Origin of the sequence: Pedobacter sp. MC2016-05 (assembly GCF_026239735.1) — a bacterium.
Lineage (GTDB): Bacteria > Bacteroidota > Bacteroidia > Sphingobacteriales > Sphingobacteriaceae > Pedobacter.
In genome coordinates this window covers 1-17,567 of record NZ_JAPIVT010000012.1, presented here as the reverse complement: position 1 = coordinate 17,567, position 17,567 = coordinate 1, and the positions used below count along the sequence as shown (strand labels likewise).

The following is a 17,567-nucleotide window of genomic DNA, read 5'->3' as shown; positions in this document are numbered from 1 at the left end:
TTTTTACCAAATCTTGATACTTACAACACCATATTTGACGCCAAAAAGGCGATATTTGCGGTACTAAACATATTCTATAATTAAATGAGCAAGAAGGGAATTTTACTGGTAAATTTAGGAACGCCTGATAGTCCACAAACCGCAGATGTTAGAAAATATCTCGATCAATTTTTGATGGACGAAAGGGTAATCGATATTCCTAAGTTGAACAGAACATTATTGGTGAAAGGCATTATTGTTCCGTTCCGTAGCCCTAAAACAGCCAAATTATACAAGGAAATTTGGAATGAAAATGGTTCCCCACTATTGTATTATAGTCGCTTGCAGGCAAAAATGTTGCAAGATAGATTAGGTGATGATTATCATGTGGAGTTAGCCATGCGTTACCAAAGTCCTTCCATATCTTCGGCGCTGGGAAACTTGAAGGCGGGTTTGGTAGAAAGCATTCAAGTGATCCCAATGTTTCCTCAATATGCTTCAGCGAGTTCTGGTTCCGTTATCCAATTGGTGATGGAGCTGGTAAGCAAGTGGCAAACTGTACCACCAATATCTTTTGTTAATTCATTTCATGATAATGAGCTGATGATTAAACTGTTCGCAGAAAATGCCCGTCGTCATGGAGTAGCAAATTATGATCATGTATTATTTAGTTTTCATGGATTACCGGAAAGACAATTGCTTAAATGTGATCATACCGGAAACTACTGCTTAAAAAGCGCTGATTGCTGCAAGACATTAAACGATACAAATAAATTTTGTTACTCAGCGCAAGGCCATGATACCGCGAGATTAATTGCGGCCGAATTGAACTTGCCAAAAGAAAAATATACTGTTTGTTTTCAATCTCGTTTAGGTAAAGAACCTTGGGTGCAGCCTTACACAACCGATGTTTTAAAGAAATTAGCCGCTGAGGGAAAAAAACGGTTACTTGTTTTCAGTCCTGCTTTTGTAGCCGATTGCTTAGAAACACTCTACGAAATTACAGTGGAATACCAGGAAGAATTTAAAGCTTTAGGTGGCGAACATGTTCAGTTGGTAGAAAGTTTAAATGATAGTCCGGTATTTATTGAGGCACTTGCCGGGATGATTAAATAAATTAAGAATGGCAAGATTTATCATTTTAATGGGGGTTTCTGGTAGTGGCAAAACGGTTATTGGTAAATCCCTTTCCCCAAACCTCAACGCTGAATTTATTGACGGTGATAATTTGCATACTCAACGAAATGTAGATAAAATGGCTGCCGGCATTCCGCTTACTGATGAAGATCGGTTGGATTGGTTAGATCTTATCGCAAAGGTTGGTCATGATCATGCCGAACATGGAACCACTTGTATTATTGCGTGCTCGGCATTGAAACGTAAATACCGTGATATTCTAAGAACAACCAATCCGAAAATGGGTTTCATCTATTTGAAGGGAAGTTATGAGCTAATCTTTGATAGGATTTCGAAACGCTCACACCAATATATGCCTAGTAGTTTACTGCAAAGCCAGTTTGATACTTTGGAAGAACCGCAAGCCGATGAAAAGGATGTGTTTATTGTCTCTATAGATAAGGAAATTTCAGAAATTGTGGATGATATTGTTAAGGCTGATTTGGTTTAGTTTTCCTTATAAGCGAGGTACTTATCAATAAGTTCAATGGTTGCTTTCGTCACGGCTTTTTGATCTGTGATTTCGGTAAAGCTCCTGCTTAGTAGGTCACAGTAGATTATTTTCCTCATTTTGTTATCTAATATGAAGAGATTGGCGAAAATTTCATTTTCCGAAGATGGTCCATAGTAGCCCGAGAAAGCGATGTGAAGTGTATGCCTACTATTGGGTTGAATTAAACTTGCCGGAGCATCGAAAAAATCTTTTGCTTTTTTCAATCTGGCCCAGGCGAGATAATTATGAGTAATGTTGACATATTCTTTTTGTGGAAGTGTTTCAAGATGAGATACCTGCTCATACCGTGTATTTGGAAGTTTTTCTCTTATGACATTGAACAACATTTTAGATATTTTTGAACTTAATTCGGCATAAATACGTTAGAATCACTATAGTCCCTTTTAGCTGCATCAACTATTGGCGTGACGATCATTACGCTGTCAAGTGCAATTTTTGTGTATTCGATTCGTTGAGCGAAGCTGGTGTGAAAGACAAATAGAAGCCCGATAAATGCAATAAATTTGGTTTTCATAAAATGTGCTGAATGATAATTTCTGTAGCTCCTTTTTGATCATCTACATATTTTTTAGCAGCAATCGAAGCAGTTTCGTTTGCTGCAAACAATTCGAATGCAGTTAGTAACTCTTCACCAGAAGAAATACTTTTTGCCGCACCGAGTACAATCAAATCTTTAGCTTCCTGGAATTTATCATACTTCGGGCCGAAAATTACAGGTAGACCAAATGCCGCAGCTTCGAGTGTATTATGTATTCCAGCCCCAAAGCCGCCACCAATATAAGCCAGTTTCCCATAATGATACAAAGAAGAAAGCATGCCAATGTTGTCTACGATTAGCGTTTGGTATTCGGCGGTTGGCCTTCGATTATTGGAATTGAGAACCGAAAACCGCACACTGCCCAAAGGAAACTGCTTCTCGATACTTTCGATATGGCTTTCATGAATTTCATGCGGTGCAATAATAAATTTCCAATCAGGATAATTTTCAGGTAAAGCCGATAATAATTTTTCGTCTTCAAGCCACGTACTTCCGCAAATTAATGTTGGCGAACTGCCGATGAAAGCTTCTACTTCAGTAAGCTTTTTAGGAGATTTAGCGTTTTCATACACCCGATCGAAACGCGTATCGCCACTCACTACTGCATTAACCAATCCAATCGAGATCAAAAGTCTTTTACTTTCCTCATTCTGAACAAAGAAATAGGAAACTGCTTTTAAAATCTGGCGATAAAAACCTCCATACCATTTGAAAAAAACTTGGTTTGGTCTAAAAATTCCCGAGATTACATAGAGTGGAATATTGCGATTTCTTAATTCTTCGAAATAAAAATACCAGAATTCATATTTGGTAAAGATAACCATCTCTGGATTGATCAATTCCAGGAATCGCTTGGAGTTTTGAGCGGTGTCAATTGGAAGGTAAAAAACATCTGCGAGCGGATAGTTTTTTCTAATCTCATATCCCGAAGGAGAAAAAAACGTCACTACAATCTTTTTTGCTGGAAAAAGGGCCAAAAGTTTTTCTAATACCGGCCTTCCTTGTTCAAATTCTCCCAATGAAGCAAAGTGAAACCAAACATGTTTTTCTCCGGCATCCACCTGTTGTTTTATTTCATTAAAAAGGTTTTTACGGCCTTTTATAAATAATTTCGCTTTGCTATTAAATAGCGAAAAAATCAAAATAATCACCTGGTAAACTCTAATTCCTAATCTGTAAAGCAAAAGCATTGTTGTAAATTCCTATCTTCGTGGCCAAGATAAAACGAATATATTTAAAAAGCTTAAAAATATATCAAGATAGCCGTTATTGGTAGCGGATATGTAGGGTTGGTTACCGGAACATTTTTATCCTAGACAGCAAACGATGTGTTTGGAAAATTATTCAGCCTTTGAAAATGTTACCAGTGAAAAGCTTAACTATAAAATCGGCCCAAGAAGAGCTGGTGATATTGTACAGATTTTTGGCGATGTGCAAAAATCAAATAATGAATCAGGCTGGAAAGTGAATCTTGATATCAATGAAATGATGCGTTCGGCTTGGAAGTGGGAAAAATACATTATGGCTAATCTTTTTTAAATGAAATTATCAGAGCACAAAGAATTAAAAACGGCCATTACAGATTTGCCTATCAAAGAAAAAGATAAGCTCTTATTGCGTTTAATAGCCAAAGATAAAGTGCTCACAGAACATCTCCACTACAAACTTTTAGAAAGCGAAAGTGATCTGGAAGACCGCAAAGAAAAAATCAAAACCGATGCGACCGAACAAGTTTCTGAACTTAAAATACTGAATGCAAAAGAGGCTTTAGTTAAAGTGCGGAAAATGATCACATCGGTTAACCATTTTTACAAGGTTACAAAAGATCCTATTGGAGAAGTAGAACTCAAGCTTTTCATTTTAAATATCATTCCTTTCGATTACCGTAAATCTATTTTTGGCTATAGAGATTACATGATTTTGTTTTCAGCGTTTTACATTAAAACAGTTACAATAACCTTTAACAAGTACAATAAATTGCATGAAGATTTGCAGTTTGATTTGAGGGAAAACTTAAATAATTTGCTCGATAGAATCTATTCTTCTAAATTAGCATCGGCAGCCGAAGCATCGAATTTGCCAAAAGAATTAAGTTAAAGTCATGATCTATCGCTATGTTCGGATTGTTTAAGAAGAAAAAAATAGTTCCCGAATTTAACTTTTCAAATATTGGAACTGATATGCACTCTCATATTATTCCTGGGATAGATGATGGTGCACAAACCATAAACGATTCGATTCTATTGGCTAAAAAATTCAAATCATTAGGATTTAAAAAACTGATTGCCACCCCGCATATCATGGCCGATTATTTTCGCAATACGCCTGATACCATCAATCGCAATTTAGATCTTTTGAGGAAAGGTATACAAGAAATTCAGCTTGATTTAGAAATTGATGCCGCCGCCGAATATTATCTGGATGAAACTTTAGAAAAGAAAGTTAAGCAAAAAGAAGTTCTCACTTTTGGTAGTAATTACTTGCTCTTCGAACTTTCTTATATCAATGCGCCTCAAAATCTTTTCGACACTATAAAAATGATGCAAGATGCAGGCTATAAGCCGGTGCTTGCTCATCCCGAGCGGTATCCATACTACTACGTCAGTTTAGAAAATTATAGCCAGATCAAAGAAACTGGTTGTTTGTTGCAAATGAATTCAATTGCCTTAACAGGATATTATGGTTCTGGAGCCAAAAAAGTTGCTGAAGAAATGGCAGAAAACCATTGGGTAGATTTTATTGGAAGCGACATGCATCATTTAAAACATGCCGCTGCGCTCGAAGAAAGTTTGAATACTCCAATAATGCAGCGCCTACTAAGCGAGCATCAGCTAAATAATGTGTTGATTTAATCAGCCAGCTCCCGAAATTGGGGCTTATTCATATCGCAATGCCTCAACAGGATCTAATTTTGAGGCTTTTTTTGCTGGATAATATCCGGAAACGATTCCTACCAATACACAAAGGGCAAAGCCTCCGATAATAAAAAACCATGGAATAATAAAAGCGCCACCCATGGCTAAAGATATCACATTTCCTAAAACGATGCCTAAGAATATTCCTAATACCCCACCCATTAAGCAAATTACCACAGCCTCAATCAAAAACTGTCTACGAATAACCTGAGGATTTGCACCAATGGCTTTTCTAATTCCAATTTCCCGTGTACGCTCTGTTACACTTACTAGCATAATATTCATCAAACCAATAGAAGCACCTAGTAAAGTGATAATACCAATAGCTACGCCGCCAACGGCAACAAAAGCTAGGTTTTCGAACAAGGTTTGCGCAACGGCGTCGCTCTTGGTAATTTCAAAATTATTCCCTTCCCCAATTTTTACTTTACGGATATTTCTAAATAACGCGGTCGATTCGCCAATTACATTTTCCTGATCATTATTATCAGATACCATAACGGTGATGGTGTAAGATGGATTAGCATTTGCATTAATCTGTTTGGCCTTTAGCAGGGGTACATATACAGCCCTATCTCCACTAAAACCCATGCTAGAACCTTTTTTTGCTAAAACGCCGATAATTTTGAAACGATTGTTTCCAACGTTGATCAACTTATCCATCGGATCAGAATCTTTAAAAAGTCGTTCTATAACTTCTCCTCCAACAATGCACACATTGCTTCCCATGGCGACTTCTGAAAGTCCGAAATTTCTACCTTCTGATAAACTCAAGCCTTGAGAAGCTAAGCCATTCTCATCTATACCCTGAACGTTAATGTTCGGATTTGTTTTTAATGTACCATACTTTACCGTTGAGCCACCGCTTGCAAAAACACTAACAGCAACTGTTGCCGGGGCATTCAGGCCATTTTTAAATTTAACAGCATCTTCGTAACGGATAGATTTAAAAGGTTTTGGTCTTTTTCCGTTTCCAATTCTAATTCCTGTTCCGCGGTTTCTAATCGTAAAAGAATTAGCGCCCATGCTACTAAAGGCATCAGTCATACTTTTCTTTACAGCATCAAGCGTGGTTAAAATACCTACTAGAGCCATCAAACCTATGGCAATAATTAGGGCAGTAAGCATGGTGCGTAAGCGATTGCCCTTGATAGATTCTAATGCCAGTCTGATGTTTTCTCTGTAGTTCATTTAGTATTGCGATAAGCGTTTGGCGGACAAAGCCTGTAAAAATAAAAAAAGTCCCGATGTTTAGACAAAGGGACCGCACTATATGTTACAATAATATTTTATTTATGCTGAGAAACTCGTTCCGCAACCGCAAGTACTTGTTGCATTCGGGTTAACAAATGTAAAACCGCGAGAATTTAAACCATCTTGCCAGTCAATCATCATACCCATGAGGTACATTTGATGTGCTTTGTTCATAAAAACCTTAATGCCATCAATAAAAAATTCCTGATCGCCTTCTTTTTTCTGGTCGAAGCCTAAAACGTAATTCATTCCAGCGCAGCCACCACCTTCAACGCCTACACGTAAACCATAATCCTCACTAATCTCCTGCTGATCTTTTAATTTATATAACTCTTTTGCTGCACCTTCTGAAAAAGTAACTGGTGCAAATGATGTATCAACTGTTGTGCTCATGTTATTTAAATTTTATCTGTTACAAATATAAATAATAATGCACATTTTTGCTTTTAGTGGTAGGTTAATATTACCGTATTTAAACAATAGTATGAATATTCAACAGATTTTAACAGATATAGTGATTCTCTTTGCAGGTGTCTTTTTAGCCTTGATGGGAGTTTATTATATTTTAAAGAACGATATACAGCGTTTTTTCGACTTAAAAAATATTGAACTTAATAAGGAAAGTAGAGCACATTTGTTACCGTTGCGCTTACAGGCGCACGAACGATTAATCATTTTTACTGACCGCATTAATCCTGCTAATTTATTGATACGCCTCCACCAGCAGGGGATAGGCATTGGAACATTGCAAGCCGGAATTTTAAATGAGGTACGGTCTGAGTATCAACACAACATTTCGCAGCAGCTCTATGTAGATAGCGTAACCTGGAATGTAGTACGAAAACTTAAGGATGATACCATTGCCATGATTAATAATGCTGTGCATGGATTACCTGCTGATGCAAATGGTATTGAGCTAAGCAAAGCAATTTTGCAGCACATGACCAGCATTGATGAAAATCCCTATGATTTGACGATAGAGTTGGTCAAAAAAGATATTCAGAAGCTATTTTAAATTGATGATAAGCGATTAGCTGCGAAGTTGATCAATTTTAAAAAAAGTATTAATTGATTTAGTGATATTACAAGTAGCTATCAGTTAAACAATGAACAAGTGGCTATTGAACTAACCGAATATGAGCGATAACAAACATACAACCACTTCCGGCATCGAAATTAAGGAGATTTATACTTCGGCAAAGCCGATGGAAGAAAAGGCTGGTGAATTTCCATTTACCCGAGGAATTCAGAAAGATATGTATCGCGGAAGGTTATGGACCATGCGTCAATACGCGGGGTTTTCAACTGCAGAAGAATCAAATAGACGTTACCATTATTTATTAGCCCAGGGAACTACCGGGTTGTCGGTAGCATTCGATTTACCTACTCAAATCGGTTACGATTCTGATCATGAAATGTCAGATGGAGAGGTTGGAAAAGTTGGTGTTGCCATCGATTCACTTAAAGATATAGAGATTCTTTTCGATGGTATTGAATTAAAAAACATTACCACTTCGATGACGATCAATGCGACTGCATCAATTTTATTGGCCATGTACATTGCATTAGCTAAAAAACAGGGAGCAGATTTGAAACAGATATCTGGTACCATCCAAAACGATATTTTAAAAGAGTACGCTGCACGAGGAACATATATCTATCCTCCAAAGCCATCGATGAGGTTAATTACTGATATTTTTGAGTTTTGCAGTAAGGAAGTGCCAAAATGGAACACGATATCTATTTCTGGTTACCATATCCGCGAAGCGGGATCTTCTGCAGTACAAGAATTGGCATTTACGCTAGCCAATGGCAAAACCTATTTGAAAGCTGCGATAGATAAGAGTTTAGATATTAATGTATTTGCAAAACGTTTGTCGTTTTTCTTTAATTGCCACAATAACTTCTTTGAAGAGATTGCCAAGTTTAGGGCAGCCCGAAGAATGTGGGCAAAGATAACGAAAGACCTGGGCGCTACCGATGAAAAGGCTCAAATGTTGCGTTTTCATACTCAAACGGGCGGCTCAACGTTAACTGCGCAGCAACCACTTAACAATGTAATCAGAGTATCCAACCAAGCCATGGCTGCGGTATTAGGCGGAACACAGTCGCTTCATACCAATGGCTATGATGAGGCACTTTCATTACCCACCGAAGCCGCAGCAAAAATCGCTTTGCGTACACAGCAAATAATAGCATTTGAAAGTGGCGTAACCGATACAGTCGACCCTTTAGCGGGCTCATTCTTTATCGAAAATCTGACTGATGAAGTTGAAGCTGCGGCCTGGAGTTACGTTGATAAGATCGATGCGATGGGTGGCTCGGTAAATGCCATAGAAAGTGATTACATGCAGAATGAGATTGCCAGTGCATCTTATCAATATCAAAAAGAAATTGAAACAGGTGAGCGGATTTCGGTGGGGGTAAATAAATTTACCCAACAAGAGGAGGGTTTAACAGAGGTTTTTAATATTGATGATTCTATTCGCGTGTTGCAAACTGAAAAACTGCACCGCTTAAAAAGCGAGCGTAACAACGATGTGGTAGCTGAAGCATTGAATGCATTGGAAGAAACAGCGAGCGGTACGAAAAATTTGATGCCGCTCATTATTGATGCCGTTGAAAAATATGCAACATTAGGAGAAATTGCCAATGTCTTGCGCAAAGTATTTGGAGAGTATTAACAATAGATGCTTCATTTTTAAACCAGAGCTTTTTATATAGTCAGCGCTTTCGGTCTGGTTGTATGTTTTCGATTATACAGCTATAACGCTACAAATGGAACTACGTATTCTATGACTAAACTGGCATCGGATATTAAATAGAAATCTACTTTGCTAATGTTGTAAAAAGCGAAATAGTACCACAATTTATTCCGTTTCAGCTGGCAAATTTAATGTCAATTTATTTACTTTAAAATAATTGCTTTGATAGTCAGCTTTTTGGTTTTTCCAAAACAAAAACTATAACAAATCGCCCAACAATCTGGTATAGTGGCTTGGATTTTGCTTTTGTAAGGGAGATTTAAACGAGGTAGAATATTGGAGTCAAATGGAGGGAAATGTGGAAAACCTATGTTAATAAATAGTTATCAACACAAAAAATTGAGATTAAGCAGTCTACCATATTCCTTATCAGTACGTTACGATTTATTTGAGATTTTTGTTTAAAATGTTGATAATTTTCTCAATATTCGTAGTCCCGAAACGGACCATCCTTTTAATTCGAATCGGTACTGTAAACCAATAAATTATAAAAATCGCAATGGAAAAAACTTGTACAGAAGTGTGGAAGAACTGTCTTCAAATTATTAAGGATAACATCCCGAACCAAAGTTTCAAAACTTGGTTCGAGCCTATCACAGCCCTTAAATTGGAAGGTAAGGTTTTAACCATACAAGTACCAAGTTTGTTCTTTTACGAATGGCTTGAAGAACATTATGTAGGCTTACTACGTAAAACAGTAAAAAAACAACTTGGAGAGGATGGCCGGTTGGAATATAATATCGTAGTTGATAAATCATCCAATAGTGGTAGTCCATATACCACCAACATGCCATCAAATGGAAATGGGGCAGAGGCAAAAGTACAATCAATGCCAATCCCCGTATCAATAAATAAGGATATCAAAAACCCTTTCATCATCCCTGGATTAAAAAAGTTAAATGTTGATCCACAATTAAATTCCAATTATACTTTTGAAAATTATATAGAAGGAGATTGCAACCGTTTAGCTCGTTCTGCAGGATATGCCGTAGCGGCAAAACCAGGTGGTACATCATTCAACCCATTGATGATCTATGGTGGGGTTGGTTTAGGTAAAACTCACTTAGCGCAAGCAATTGGTAACGAAATTAAACGCAGTATGCCAGATAAACTGGTGATTTATGTAAGCTGCGAGAAATTTTGCCAGCAGTTTGTAGATTCATTAAAGAATAATACCATTAACGATTTTGTGAATTTCTATCAGGCAATGGACGTCATCATTATGGATGATGTACACAATTTTGCCGGTAAAGAGAAAACCCAGGATATTTTCTTCCATATTTTCAACCATCTGCACCAATCTGGTAAGCAGGTGATCTTGACTTCAGATAAAGCGCCAAAAGATTTAGCTGGATTGGAAGAGCGCCTTTTAAGTCGTTTCAAATGGGGTTTATCTGCCGATTTGCAGATCCCCGATTTGGAAACCCGTATTGCTATCTTAAGGAAGAAAATGTATGCTGATGGAATTGAATTGCCCGGTGAGGTAGTTGAATACGTTGCGCATAACATTGATAATAACGTTCGGGAGTTGGAAGGTGCTATGGTTTCTTTACTTGCTCAAGCAACGTTGAATAAGAAAGAGATTGATTTAGCGTTAGCCAAACAAATGTTAAAGAATTTTATCAAAAATACATCGAAAGAAATTTCAATGGAGTATATCCAGAAATTGGTTTGCGAATATTTTGAGGTTCCGGTTGATATGGTAAAGTCGCAAACCCGGAAACGGGAAATTGTACAGGCCCGCCAAATTTCAATGTATCTTTCAAAGAGCCATACCAAATCATCACTAAAAACTATTGGTGCTTTCTTTGGTGGTCGCGATCATAGTACGGTAATTTATGCTTGCCAAACGGTAGAAGATTTAATAGATACGGATAAGAAATTTAAAGCCTATGTTCATGATATCCAGAAGAAATTGAAAATGAGCTAAGCAGGTTTTAAGGAAGAAGATCTATCAAAGAATATTTTATATCCAGCACTAAAAAAAGAGGCCTTGTTTCATTTTGAAAATCAGGCCTCTTTTTTGTACTTCTACATTCCTAGGTTCCCAAATATGGAAAGCAGTTTTATACCTCTTTCATCTCCTCTAGCGCAGCTAAACCATAATGCATTGCAGCCACATGTATACATTGAGCAATCTTATTTTCCTTAAGTAATAGTTTTACTTCATCAATCGTATATTCTTCAACGCTTAGAATTTCGTGTTCATCTAAATGTTGTTCATGCGTTTTAATCCCGCCTGTTAATACATAAGTAAATGTTCTGTTATTTGCTGTAGCCGGATTAGGATAGAGCTCAGCAACCAGTTTGCAGGTTTTGAAGGTATAACCAGTTTCTTCCAATAACTCACGCTTTACACCCGCCTCCGGACCTTCATCTCCATCTATTACTCCGCCCGGAACTTCCAAAGAAACGATATCAGCAGCATGGCGGTATTGCCGAACCAATATCATTTTGCCTTCTTCAGTTAAGGCGATCGCAGTGGCCCAATCAGGATATTCGAGTACGAAATAATCATCTTTCACAGTTCCGTTAGGAAGCATCACTTCGTCTACCCTTAGCGTAGCCCACTTTTCTTTCACTAAATATTTAGAAGCGAGCTTTCGCCACTTTTCAATTTTATTCATATTTCTTCAATCTGAAATCGTAAATTAAATATATTGTTGAATCGTTTTCTGTCGATGCAGATTAACCAAATGTACAACCTTGTGTTTATCTGATAAATAATTATAGATCATATTTAGTTTAGGGGCGATCAGCTTATTTCTTTCAGCGCTTACTCCCAGTTCATAATATAGAAATTCGCTTAGCGAATCAAGCTTCTCCGGGGCAAAATTTACCGATTCGAGCCAGTTTTTAAAAATAGCTAGATCGGTATCTTCTAAGCTTCCGGTTGCTAAAGTGAAACTTTTTTCCATTGTTTCGTCAAACATTGCTTGAGCGTCTCGAATTTTACCTTCTAATTTCAACCCCATAATCCGGGCTAAAACTTCAGCAAGCTTTTGTATCTCCGCGGTGATTAAGTCTTTTCTATACATTTAATTCAATGTTTAATTGCCTAAAAACAATAGGTGCTAGTAACAATAGTTAAGCAGGTATTCCAAACCTATAACCTATAACTCAAATCTACCAGCTACCGCTTGATCCGCCACCGCCAAAGCTTCCACCGCCGAAGCCACCAAATCCACCGCCACCTCCAGAAGAACCGCCGCCAAAGCCACCGCTACCCCAACTGCTTCCGCTACCTCGGCCACTTCCGCTTCCGAAAAGCATAGCCCAAAAAAGCGCATTTGAAGCACCACGGCCGCCTATAATTTCGCTGCCGCCGCCTCCACCGCCTTTACGCATAATGATTATCACTACAATAACAATAATAATAATTACAGCAATACTACCAACGCCGCCTTTTTTTGATGCATTCGACGTTCGAGGTTTATCATTCTTATATTCTCCCTTGGTATAATTTATTATTTCTGTGGTTGCCTGGTCTAATCCCGTATAGTAATCACCGGTTTTAAAATTTGGCTTGATATCTTCATCTATAATTCGCTTTGCGTAAACATCGGGTAAGGCCCCCTCCAGGCCGTAGCCAGTTTGAATGGAAATTTTGCGATCTCCAACTGCCACTACAATCATGATTCCGTTGTTTTTACCTCCCTGGCCCACGCCCCACGTTCTGCCTAATTCTACTGCATATTCGTTAATGTCATAATCCCCAACCGATTTTAATACCGCAATCGCTATTTGAGTGGAGGAAGAATCATCAAAAGCTACAAGTTTTTTCTCCAGGGACGCTCTTTGTTCAATAGAAAGCACACCAGCATAATCGTTAACCAAAGTAGATGGTTTTTCAGGAAAATCCTGGGCAAAGCCAATGCTTGCGGTGAAGAGAAATAAAAATAAAAGGAATATTTTTCTCATCTCTTAATTTTTTTTTTGTTGTCCATATAAACAATATCATTTGGCAATTCATTTATATCTCCATTTTGAGGAGGAAAAAATAATGCTAGCTTTTCTCCAGCCAAAGCTACTCCTGCAATTATGCCATCGGCTAAATTGCCTTTGGCAAAATGGGCAGTCATGGCAACTTTAGTAGTTTCCCAGAAATTTTCCGGTACCAGAGCATTAATCCCTAAGTCACCGATGATCGCAAATTTATGATCGGCATTTGCCAGGTAAATCAAAACGCCATTTCTTCGCGATGTTTTGTCCATATCCAGGTCAGAGAAATATTGTGTAGCTCTGGTAAACGGATCATCAGGGCAGTGCTTTTCTATCGCAATCCTGATTTCACCCGAGGTTGCTTTTTCGGCATCGGCAATGGCCTTTGCAATTCTGTCTTGTTCCAACTCTGAAAATAACGACATGTCTTTGGTTTTAGAAGTAAAAAAGGGTAATACATGTTAAAACAATTAAACACGTATTACCCCGAAATGTTATGTTCCTATAGTTAGAATTCTACCTTTGGTGCGTCTTTTGCAGTGGCATCTGCTTCAAAATAACCTTTAGGTTTAAACCCAAACATCCCTGCTGTTAGATTAGTAGGGAAAGATCTGATCTTACCATTATATTGTTGAACGGCATCATTAAAGTCTTTACGTGCCACAGTAATTCTGTTTTCGGTACTTTCCAATTGGGCAGATAGATCACTAAACTGCTGGGTAGCCCTAAGTTCTGGATAGTTTTCGGTAATGGATAGTAACTTACCCAAAGCCTGACTTAACTGGCCTTGTGCAGCTTGATATTTTTGAATATTTTCAGGAGTCAAATCATCTGCTTTAACAGTCATTTGAGTTGCCTTTGCTCTTGCTTCGGTAACTGCTGTCAATGTTCCCTGTTCAAATTTTGCTGCACCTTTAACGGTCGCTACCAGGTTCGGAATCAAATCCGCTCTTCTTTGATACTGTGTTTGTACCGTTCCCCATTTCGATTTCACATTCTCGTCCAGGCTCACCATACTATTGTATCCGCATGAGCTTAAAGTGCTTACCGCAATTACAGCAGCAATAATTCCAAATACTAATTTTTTCATATTTATGTTTTTTGTCTTTGTTCCAATTAAATTTTATTCAATTTACAAATTAGATATCAAATTGTATGCCTTTGTTACAAACTGTCATAATAACAGCTTTTAGCATCACTAAAAACTCTAGCAATATGATAATTTAACAGCACAATCAGAATACTATTTATTGCTCCGATTTTGTATTTTTGTACTTTCTTGGGATAAATACCTGAGCAATGATATATGCAAAAAGACATCGAAATTACGCTTCTTCCTCATCAGCTCGATCAGGATGAAATCATCAAAAACAAGCTTTCAGAATCCTTAAAAATGGCAGAAAACCGAATCAAGGCTTTCGAGATTTTGAAACGTTCTATTGATGCCCGCTCCAGAAAGGTTATTTTCCGCCTGCAAGTCAGGGTTTTTATAGATGAAGAACCTGCAATAGATATCTCAATGATCACTTATCAAGATGTAAGCAATGCACAACCTGTATTAATTATTGGGGCCGGGCCCGCCGGATTATTCGCCGCCTTACAATGTATTGAGAATGGTTTAAAACCCATCATAATTGAGCGTGGAAAAGATGTGAAGCAGCGCCGCAGAGATTTAGCAGCTATAAATAAACAAGGTTTGGTCAATACCGAATCAAATTACTGTTATGGAGAAGGTGGTGCCGGTACCTATTCTGATGGGAAACTTTATACACGCTCTAATAAAAGGGGGGACATAAACAAAGTATTACAGGTTTTTGTTGATCACGGTGCTGAGAAGGATATCAGGATAGATGCTCGGCCGCACATTGGTACAAACAAATTGCCACACATTATTACCGCAATAAAAGATACCATATTAAATGCTGGTGGAGAAGTTTTCTTCGATACACAGATGACAGACATCATCACCGAATTTGGTAAAGTAAAAGGCATTGAAGTAAATTTTGAAGATAAGATATATGCAGAACATCTCATTCTTGCTACCGGTCACTCTGCAAGAGATGTGTATGAATTATTGCATGGAAAGAATATTTTAATCGAAGCAAAGCCATTTGCATTAGGAGTAAGAATTGAACACCCTCAGGAAATTATCGATGCAGCCCAATATCACTGCGATAACCGGTCTGAATTTTTGCCGCCTGCTTATTATAGCTTGGTAGAGCAGGTGGGGGCACGTGGTGTATTTTCATTTTGTATGTGTCCCGGCGGCATCATAGCACCTTGTGCTACGGGCGAAAACGAAATCGTGGTAAATGGCTGGTCGCCTTCAAAAAGGAATAATCCATTTGCAAATTCTGGCACCGTCGTTCAGGTTACTTTAGATGATGTTCAGGGTTATGATCCGCTGAGAATGCTAAACTTTCAATCGGAAATAGAAAAGCTTGCTTTCGAAGCTGGCGGAGGAAACCTAGTAGCCCCGGCACAACGCATGATAGATTTCGTTAATAATAAGCTATCGATAGATTTGCCAAGAAATTCTTATTTGCCAGGTACCAAAAGCGTAATGTTAGATAATATTCTTCCACAATTCGTATCAGAGAGTCTAAAAGCCGCACTGCCATTGTTTGGAAAAAAAATGAAAGGCTATTATACAAATGAGGCAATCTTGGTTGGTGTAGAAAGCCGAACCTCGTCGCCCGTTCGTATTCCACGAGATAAAGAATCCTATCAGCATCCTCAGATCAAGGGTTTGTATCCCTGCGCAGAAGGTGCTGGGTATGCTGGCGGAATTGTTTCAGCCGCTATTGATGGAATTAATTGTGCCAACGCAATCCTAAACTCGCTATAAAACATTATAATGCTAGGCTTGTTATTTAAGATATGCTGAATATTTTAAACGAAATGCAAAGGGCCTTTAATGGCGATGCTTGGCATGGTAATCATTCCATGCAGATTTTAAATAATGTTCTGGCAGAAAATGCATTCGAACATTTCATTCCCGGAGCACATTCTATTGCAGAAATTGCACTTCACCTTACCTCTTGGACAGAAGAAGTGACTTCTAGATTGATGGGCGCTCCATCGGGTGAACCAGTAAAAGGAGATTGGCCAATTCCTGAAACAAAATCTGCTCAAGCGTGGGAAAGAATTATTTTTGATTTCAAGGTAGCCAATGAAGAACTTATCAGGCAATGTACTGAATTTTCAGATAGTCAATGGGATTCAGAAACATTAAATGAAATCACTCCAATTTCAGGTTCAGCAATAACCAAAGCAGAGTTGTTAAATGGCTTGATACAACACCACGCTTATCATGCTGGCCAAATTGCGCTGTTATCAAAATTTAATAATGCTTAACTTTAAGAAATGAAAAAGACATTAATAATAGGAGCTTCACCAGATCCATCAAGATACGCTTATAAAGCCGCCCACATGTTAAAGCGCTTCAATCACGATTTTGTCAATGTTGGCATCAAAAAAGGTGAAGTTGCTGGCATCGAGATCGAAAAGCCTGGAGTAATCCATGATGATATTGACACTGTTACACTTTATATCGGGCCAGCTTTGCAGCCTCAATATCATAATTATATACTAGACACCAAGCCAAAGCGGGTAATTTTCAATCCTGGTACCGAAAACTTCGAGCTCGAAAAGTTATTAGATCAGCATGGAATTGAACCGGTTAGAGCTTGTACATTAGTGATGCTAAGTACAGGTCAATATTGATTGAGAAAGCGCTGTTCCTGTTATCCTCGAACTTCAGCCCCTCCTTTTTTTCAAATGCCCCTCCGGAAATGTGATGCTGCGCTTGCCAGCTGCAGGCAGTATTTTCTAACTCGGACGGCCTTACATGGCGCAGCATTTGAAGAAACAAACCCTATTCCACCATCAACCCAAAAACCACGATACCGAAACCCTTTCCGTTGTATTTAGTTTTTACCGCTGATACGCCGTCTATTCTATATATCTCTCCTATATGGTTCATAAAACAAAAAGCTCGTGGGCGAAAGCAAAAATCACGGCGTCTGCTGAATACTTAAAAGCTTTGCCCCGTTAGGTAACCTATATGTTCTCTATGTGTAATATATGATTCAAAACCTATAATAGCTAACATTCTGCAGCATCAGGCCATCGTATGTCTCCCTGCTCCCTATATTTCTACCCGGCTCCTGCGGGCTTTGATTTCCCGAACGTACACCCGATCGCCCTTTTTGTTTTGGCGTTCCCTAAAAATTTTCGGCTTGAAAAACAGGCGTTTACAGTAAAGGATGGAAAAAAGGGGATTGAATATTTGCCGGGAGCGGATTTTTTTCTACTTTTGCATCCCGCTTCGGAGGAAACGGTTGCAATGAAAAGCTGGATCTGGGGAATGTGAGAGTGGAAAAGGCCAAAAATTTACTTTAAAATAAATTTGCGGAAAAGAAAAAGATCGCTACCTTTGCAGCCCGGTTCGGAAGAAATGGGAAGCCGCCTGAAAGAGCGGA

The 17,567-nt window shown here is 38.3% G+C and carries 21 protein-coding genes; 11 read left to right on the top strand and 10 right to left on the bottom strand.

Features of this window, described 5'->3' with window-relative positions:
• Positions 1-84 precede the first annotated feature (84 nt).
• A complete protein-coding gene (hemH, locus tag OQZ33_RS15260; RefSeq protein WP_265799940.1) occupies positions 85-1,095 on the top strand; it encodes a ferrochelatase in 1,011 nt (336 codons plus the stop codon).
• Positions 1,096-1,102: 7 nt separating this feature from the next.
• A complete protein-coding gene (locus OQZ33_RS15255; RefSeq protein WP_265799939.1) occupies positions 1,103-1,606 on the top strand; it encodes a gluconokinase in 504 nt (167 codons plus the stop codon).
• Here the strand turns inward: OQZ33_RS15255 and OQZ33_RS15250 are convergent.
• From OQZ33_RS15250 to OQZ33_RS15240, 3 genes are read right to left on the bottom strand one after another with little or no spacing between them, the layout of a single operon-like run.
• On the bottom strand, positions 1,603-1,995 hold the full coding sequence (locus OQZ33_RS15250) for a hypothetical protein (RefSeq protein WP_265799938.1): 393 nt from the start codon (positions 1,993-1,995) through the stop codon (positions 1,603-1,605). The two genes, OQZ33_RS15255 and OQZ33_RS15250, sit on opposite strands and share 4 nt — an antisense overlap.
• 17 nt (positions 1,996-2,012) lie before the next feature.
• A complete protein-coding gene (locus OQZ33_RS15245; protein ID WP_265799936.1) occupies positions 2,013-2,183 on the bottom strand; it encodes a hypothetical protein in 171 nt (56 codons plus the stop codon).
• Positions 2,180-3,397, bottom strand: a complete 1,218-nt coding sequence (locus OQZ33_RS15240; protein ID WP_265799934.1) for a 3-deoxy-D-manno-octulosonic acid transferase — start codon at positions 3,395-3,397, stop codon at positions 2,180-2,182. The genes OQZ33_RS15245 and OQZ33_RS15240 overlap by 4 nt, the downstream gene beginning before the upstream one ends.
• Before the next feature lie 142 nt (positions 3,398-3,539).
• On the opposite strand from OQZ33_RS15240, the gene OQZ33_RS15230 reads away from it, so the two are divergent.
• From OQZ33_RS15230 to OQZ33_RS15220, 3 genes are read left to right on the top strand one after another with little or no spacing between them, the layout of a single operon-like run.
• Complete coding sequence (locus OQZ33_RS15230; RefSeq protein ID WP_265799933.1) at positions 3,540-3,746, top strand: hypothetical protein; 207 nt, start codon at positions 3,540-3,542, stop codon at positions 3,744-3,746.
• Positions 3,747-4,304: a hypothetical protein gene (locus tag OQZ33_RS15225; protein WP_265799932.1), complete on the top strand. Its 558-nt coding sequence runs from the start codon at positions 3,747-3,749 to the stop codon at positions 4,302-4,304.
• Positions 4,305-4,321: 17 nt separating this feature from the next.
• Complete coding sequence (locus OQZ33_RS15220; protein ID WP_265799931.1) at positions 4,322-5,059, top strand: tyrosine-protein phosphatase; 738 nt, start codon at positions 4,322-4,324, stop codon at positions 5,057-5,059.
• Positions 5,060-5,083: 24 nt separating this feature from the next.
• Here the strand turns inward: OQZ33_RS15220 and OQZ33_RS15215 are convergent, their stop codons facing one another.
• Together OQZ33_RS15215 and OQZ33_RS15210 are read right to left on the bottom strand one after the other, a co-directional pair.
• Complete coding sequence (locus OQZ33_RS15215) at positions 5,084-6,313, bottom strand: ABC transporter permease (protein WP_265799929.1); 1,230 nt, start codon at positions 6,311-6,313, stop codon at positions 5,084-5,086.
• Positions 6,314-6,415: 102 nt separating this feature from the next.
• Positions 6,416-6,769, bottom strand: a complete 354-nt coding sequence (locus tag OQZ33_RS15210; RefSeq protein WP_010601380.1) for a HesB/IscA family protein — start codon at positions 6,767-6,769, stop codon at positions 6,416-6,418.
• A 91-nt stretch (positions 6,770-6,860) separates the two neighbouring features.
• On the opposite strand from OQZ33_RS15210, the gene OQZ33_RS15205 reads away from it, so the two are divergent.
• The 3 genes from OQZ33_RS15205 to dnaA all read left to right on the top strand — a co-directional run bounded on the left by OQZ33_RS15205 (position 6,861) and on the right by dnaA (position 11,071).
• The gene (locus tag OQZ33_RS15205; protein WP_265799927.1) at positions 6,861-7,391 is read left to right on the top strand and encodes a hypothetical protein; all 531 of its coding nucleotides are present in this window, start codon (positions 6,861-6,863) and stop codon (positions 7,389-7,391) included.
• A 121-nt stretch (positions 7,392-7,512) separates the two neighbouring features.
• A complete protein-coding gene (locus OQZ33_RS15200) occupies positions 7,513-9,060 on the top strand; it encodes an acyl-CoA mutase large subunit family protein (protein ID WP_265799925.1) in 1,548 nt (515 codons plus the stop codon).
• A 580-nt stretch (positions 9,061-9,640) separates the two neighbouring features.
• Complete coding sequence (gene dnaA, locus OQZ33_RS15195) at positions 9,641-11,071, top strand: chromosomal replication initiator protein DnaA (RefSeq protein ID WP_056852006.1); 1,431 nt, start codon at positions 9,641-9,643, stop codon at positions 11,069-11,071.
• Positions 11,072-11,207: 136 nt separating this feature from the next.
• On the opposite strand, the gene OQZ33_RS15190 is transcribed toward dnaA, so the two are convergent.
• From OQZ33_RS15190 to OQZ33_RS15170, 5 genes are all read right to left on the bottom strand, one after another.
• Positions 11,208-11,768 carry an NUDIX hydrolase gene (locus OQZ33_RS15190; RefSeq protein WP_265799923.1) on the bottom strand — a complete coding sequence of 187 codons (561 nt, stop codon included), beginning with the start codon at positions 11,766-11,768 and terminating at the stop codon, positions 11,208-11,210.
• A 24-nt stretch (positions 11,769-11,792) separates the two neighbouring features.
• Positions 11,793-12,179, bottom strand: a complete 387-nt coding sequence (locus OQZ33_RS15185; RefSeq protein ID WP_265799921.1) for a hypothetical protein — start codon at positions 12,177-12,179, stop codon at positions 11,793-11,795.
• An 88-nt stretch (positions 12,180-12,267) separates the two neighbouring features.
• Entirely contained in the window at positions 12,268-13,062 is a 795-nt protein-coding gene (locus OQZ33_RS15180) for a TPM domain-containing protein (RefSeq protein WP_265799920.1), read from the bottom strand.
• A complete protein-coding gene (locus OQZ33_RS15175) occupies positions 13,059-13,508 on the bottom strand; it encodes a TPM domain-containing protein (protein ID WP_265799919.1) in 450 nt (149 codons plus the stop codon). Before OQZ33_RS15175 ends, OQZ33_RS15180 begins: the two co-directional genes overlap by 4 nt.
• A gap of 83 nt (positions 13,509-13,591) precedes the next feature.
• Entirely contained in the window at positions 13,592-14,173 is a 582-nt protein-coding gene (locus OQZ33_RS15170; RefSeq protein WP_056852010.1) for a LemA family protein, read from the bottom strand.
• Positions 14,174-14,389: 216 nt separating this feature from the next.
• Between OQZ33_RS15170 and OQZ33_RS15165 the strand changes: the two genes are divergently transcribed.
• Genes OQZ33_RS15165 through OQZ33_RS15155 form a run of 3 tightly spaced genes read left to right on the top strand, consistent with a single transcriptional unit; the run spans position 14,390 to position 16,809 of the window.
• Positions 14,390-15,931, top strand: coding sequence for an NAD(P)/FAD-dependent oxidoreductase (locus OQZ33_RS15165; protein ID WP_265799916.1), 1,542 nt, complete (start codon positions 14,390-14,392; stop codon positions 15,929-15,931).
• Positions 15,932-15,963: 32 nt separating this feature from the next.
• On the top strand, positions 15,964-16,440 hold the full coding sequence (locus OQZ33_RS15160; protein WP_265799915.1) for a DinB family protein: 477 nt from the start codon (positions 15,964-15,966) through the stop codon (positions 16,438-16,440).
• Positions 16,441-16,449: 9 nt separating this feature from the next.
• A complete protein-coding gene (locus tag OQZ33_RS15155; RefSeq protein ID WP_265799914.1) occupies positions 16,450-16,809 on the top strand; it encodes a CoA-binding protein in 360 nt (119 codons plus the stop codon).
• Positions 16,810-17,567: the final 758 nt, after the last annotated feature.

Coding starts and splice junctions, on each gene's coding strand:
- OQZ33_RS15240 (WP_265799934.1), bottom strand. CDS start 3,397: ATGCTTTTGCTTTACAGATTAGGAATTAGAGTTTACCAGGTGATTATT.
- OQZ33_RS15255 (WP_265799939.1), top strand. CDS start 1,103: ATGGCAAGATTTATCATTTTAATGGGGGTTTCTGGTAGTGGCAAAACG.
- OQZ33_RS15155 (WP_265799914.1), top strand. CDS start 16,450: ATGAAAAAGACATTAATAATAGGAGCTTCACCAGATCCATCAAGATAC.
- OQZ33_RS15210 (WP_010601380.1), bottom strand. CDS start 6,769: ATGAGCACAACAGTTGATACATCATTTGCACCAGTTACTTTTTCAGAA.
- OQZ33_RS15225 (WP_265799932.1), top strand. CDS start 3,747: ATGAAATTATCAGAGCACAAAGAATTAAAAACGGCCATTACAGATTTG.
- OQZ33_RS15160 (WP_265799915.1), top strand. CDS start 15,964: ATGCTGAATATTTTAAACGAAATGCAAAGGGCCTTTAATGGCGATGCT.
- OQZ33_RS15205 (WP_265799927.1), top strand. CDS start 6,861: ATGAATATTCAACAGATTTTAACAGATATAGTGATTCTCTTTGCAGGT.
- OQZ33_RS15190 (WP_265799923.1), bottom strand. CDS start 11,768: ATGAATAAAATTGAAAAGTGGCGAAAGCTCGCTTCTAAATATTTAGTG.
- hemH (WP_265799940.1), top strand. CDS start 85: ATGAGCAAGAAGGGAATTTTACTGGTAAATTTAGGAACGCCTGATAGT.
- OQZ33_RS15165 (WP_265799916.1), top strand. CDS start 14,390: ATGCAAAAAGACATCGAAATTACGCTTCTTCCTCATCAGCTCGATCAG.
- OQZ33_RS15215 (WP_265799929.1), bottom strand. CDS start 6,313: ATGAACTACAGAGAAAACATCAGACTGGCATTAGAATCTATCAAGGGC.
- OQZ33_RS15175 (WP_265799919.1), bottom strand. CDS start 13,508: ATGTCGTTATTTTCAGAGTTGGAACAAGACAGAATTGCAAAGGCCATT.
- OQZ33_RS15250 (WP_265799938.1), bottom strand. CDS start 1,995: ATGTTGTTCAATGTCATAAGAGAAAAACTTCCAAATACACGGTATGAG.
- OQZ33_RS15220 (WP_265799931.1), top strand. CDS start 4,322: ATGTTCGGATTGTTTAAGAAGAAAAAAATAGTTCCCGAATTTAACTTT.
- OQZ33_RS15180 (WP_265799920.1), bottom strand. CDS start 13,062: ATGAGAAAAATATTCCTTTTATTTTTATTTCTCTTCACCGCAAGCATT.
- OQZ33_RS15170 (WP_056852010.1), bottom strand. CDS start 14,173: ATGAAAAAATTAGTATTTGGAATTATTGCTGCTGTAATTGCGGTAAGC.
- OQZ33_RS15245 (WP_265799936.1), bottom strand. CDS start 2,183: ATGAAAACCAAATTTATTGCATTTATCGGGCTTCTATTTGTCTTTCAC.
- OQZ33_RS15200 (WP_265799925.1), top strand. CDS start 7,513: ATGAGCGATAACAAACATACAACCACTTCCGGCATCGAAATTAAGGAG.
- dnaA (WP_056852006.1), top strand. CDS start 9,641: ATGGAAAAAACTTGTACAGAAGTGTGGAAGAACTGTCTTCAAATTATT.
- OQZ33_RS15185 (WP_265799921.1), bottom strand. CDS start 12,179: ATGTATAGAAAAGACTTAATCACCGCGGAGATACAAAAGCTTGCTGAA.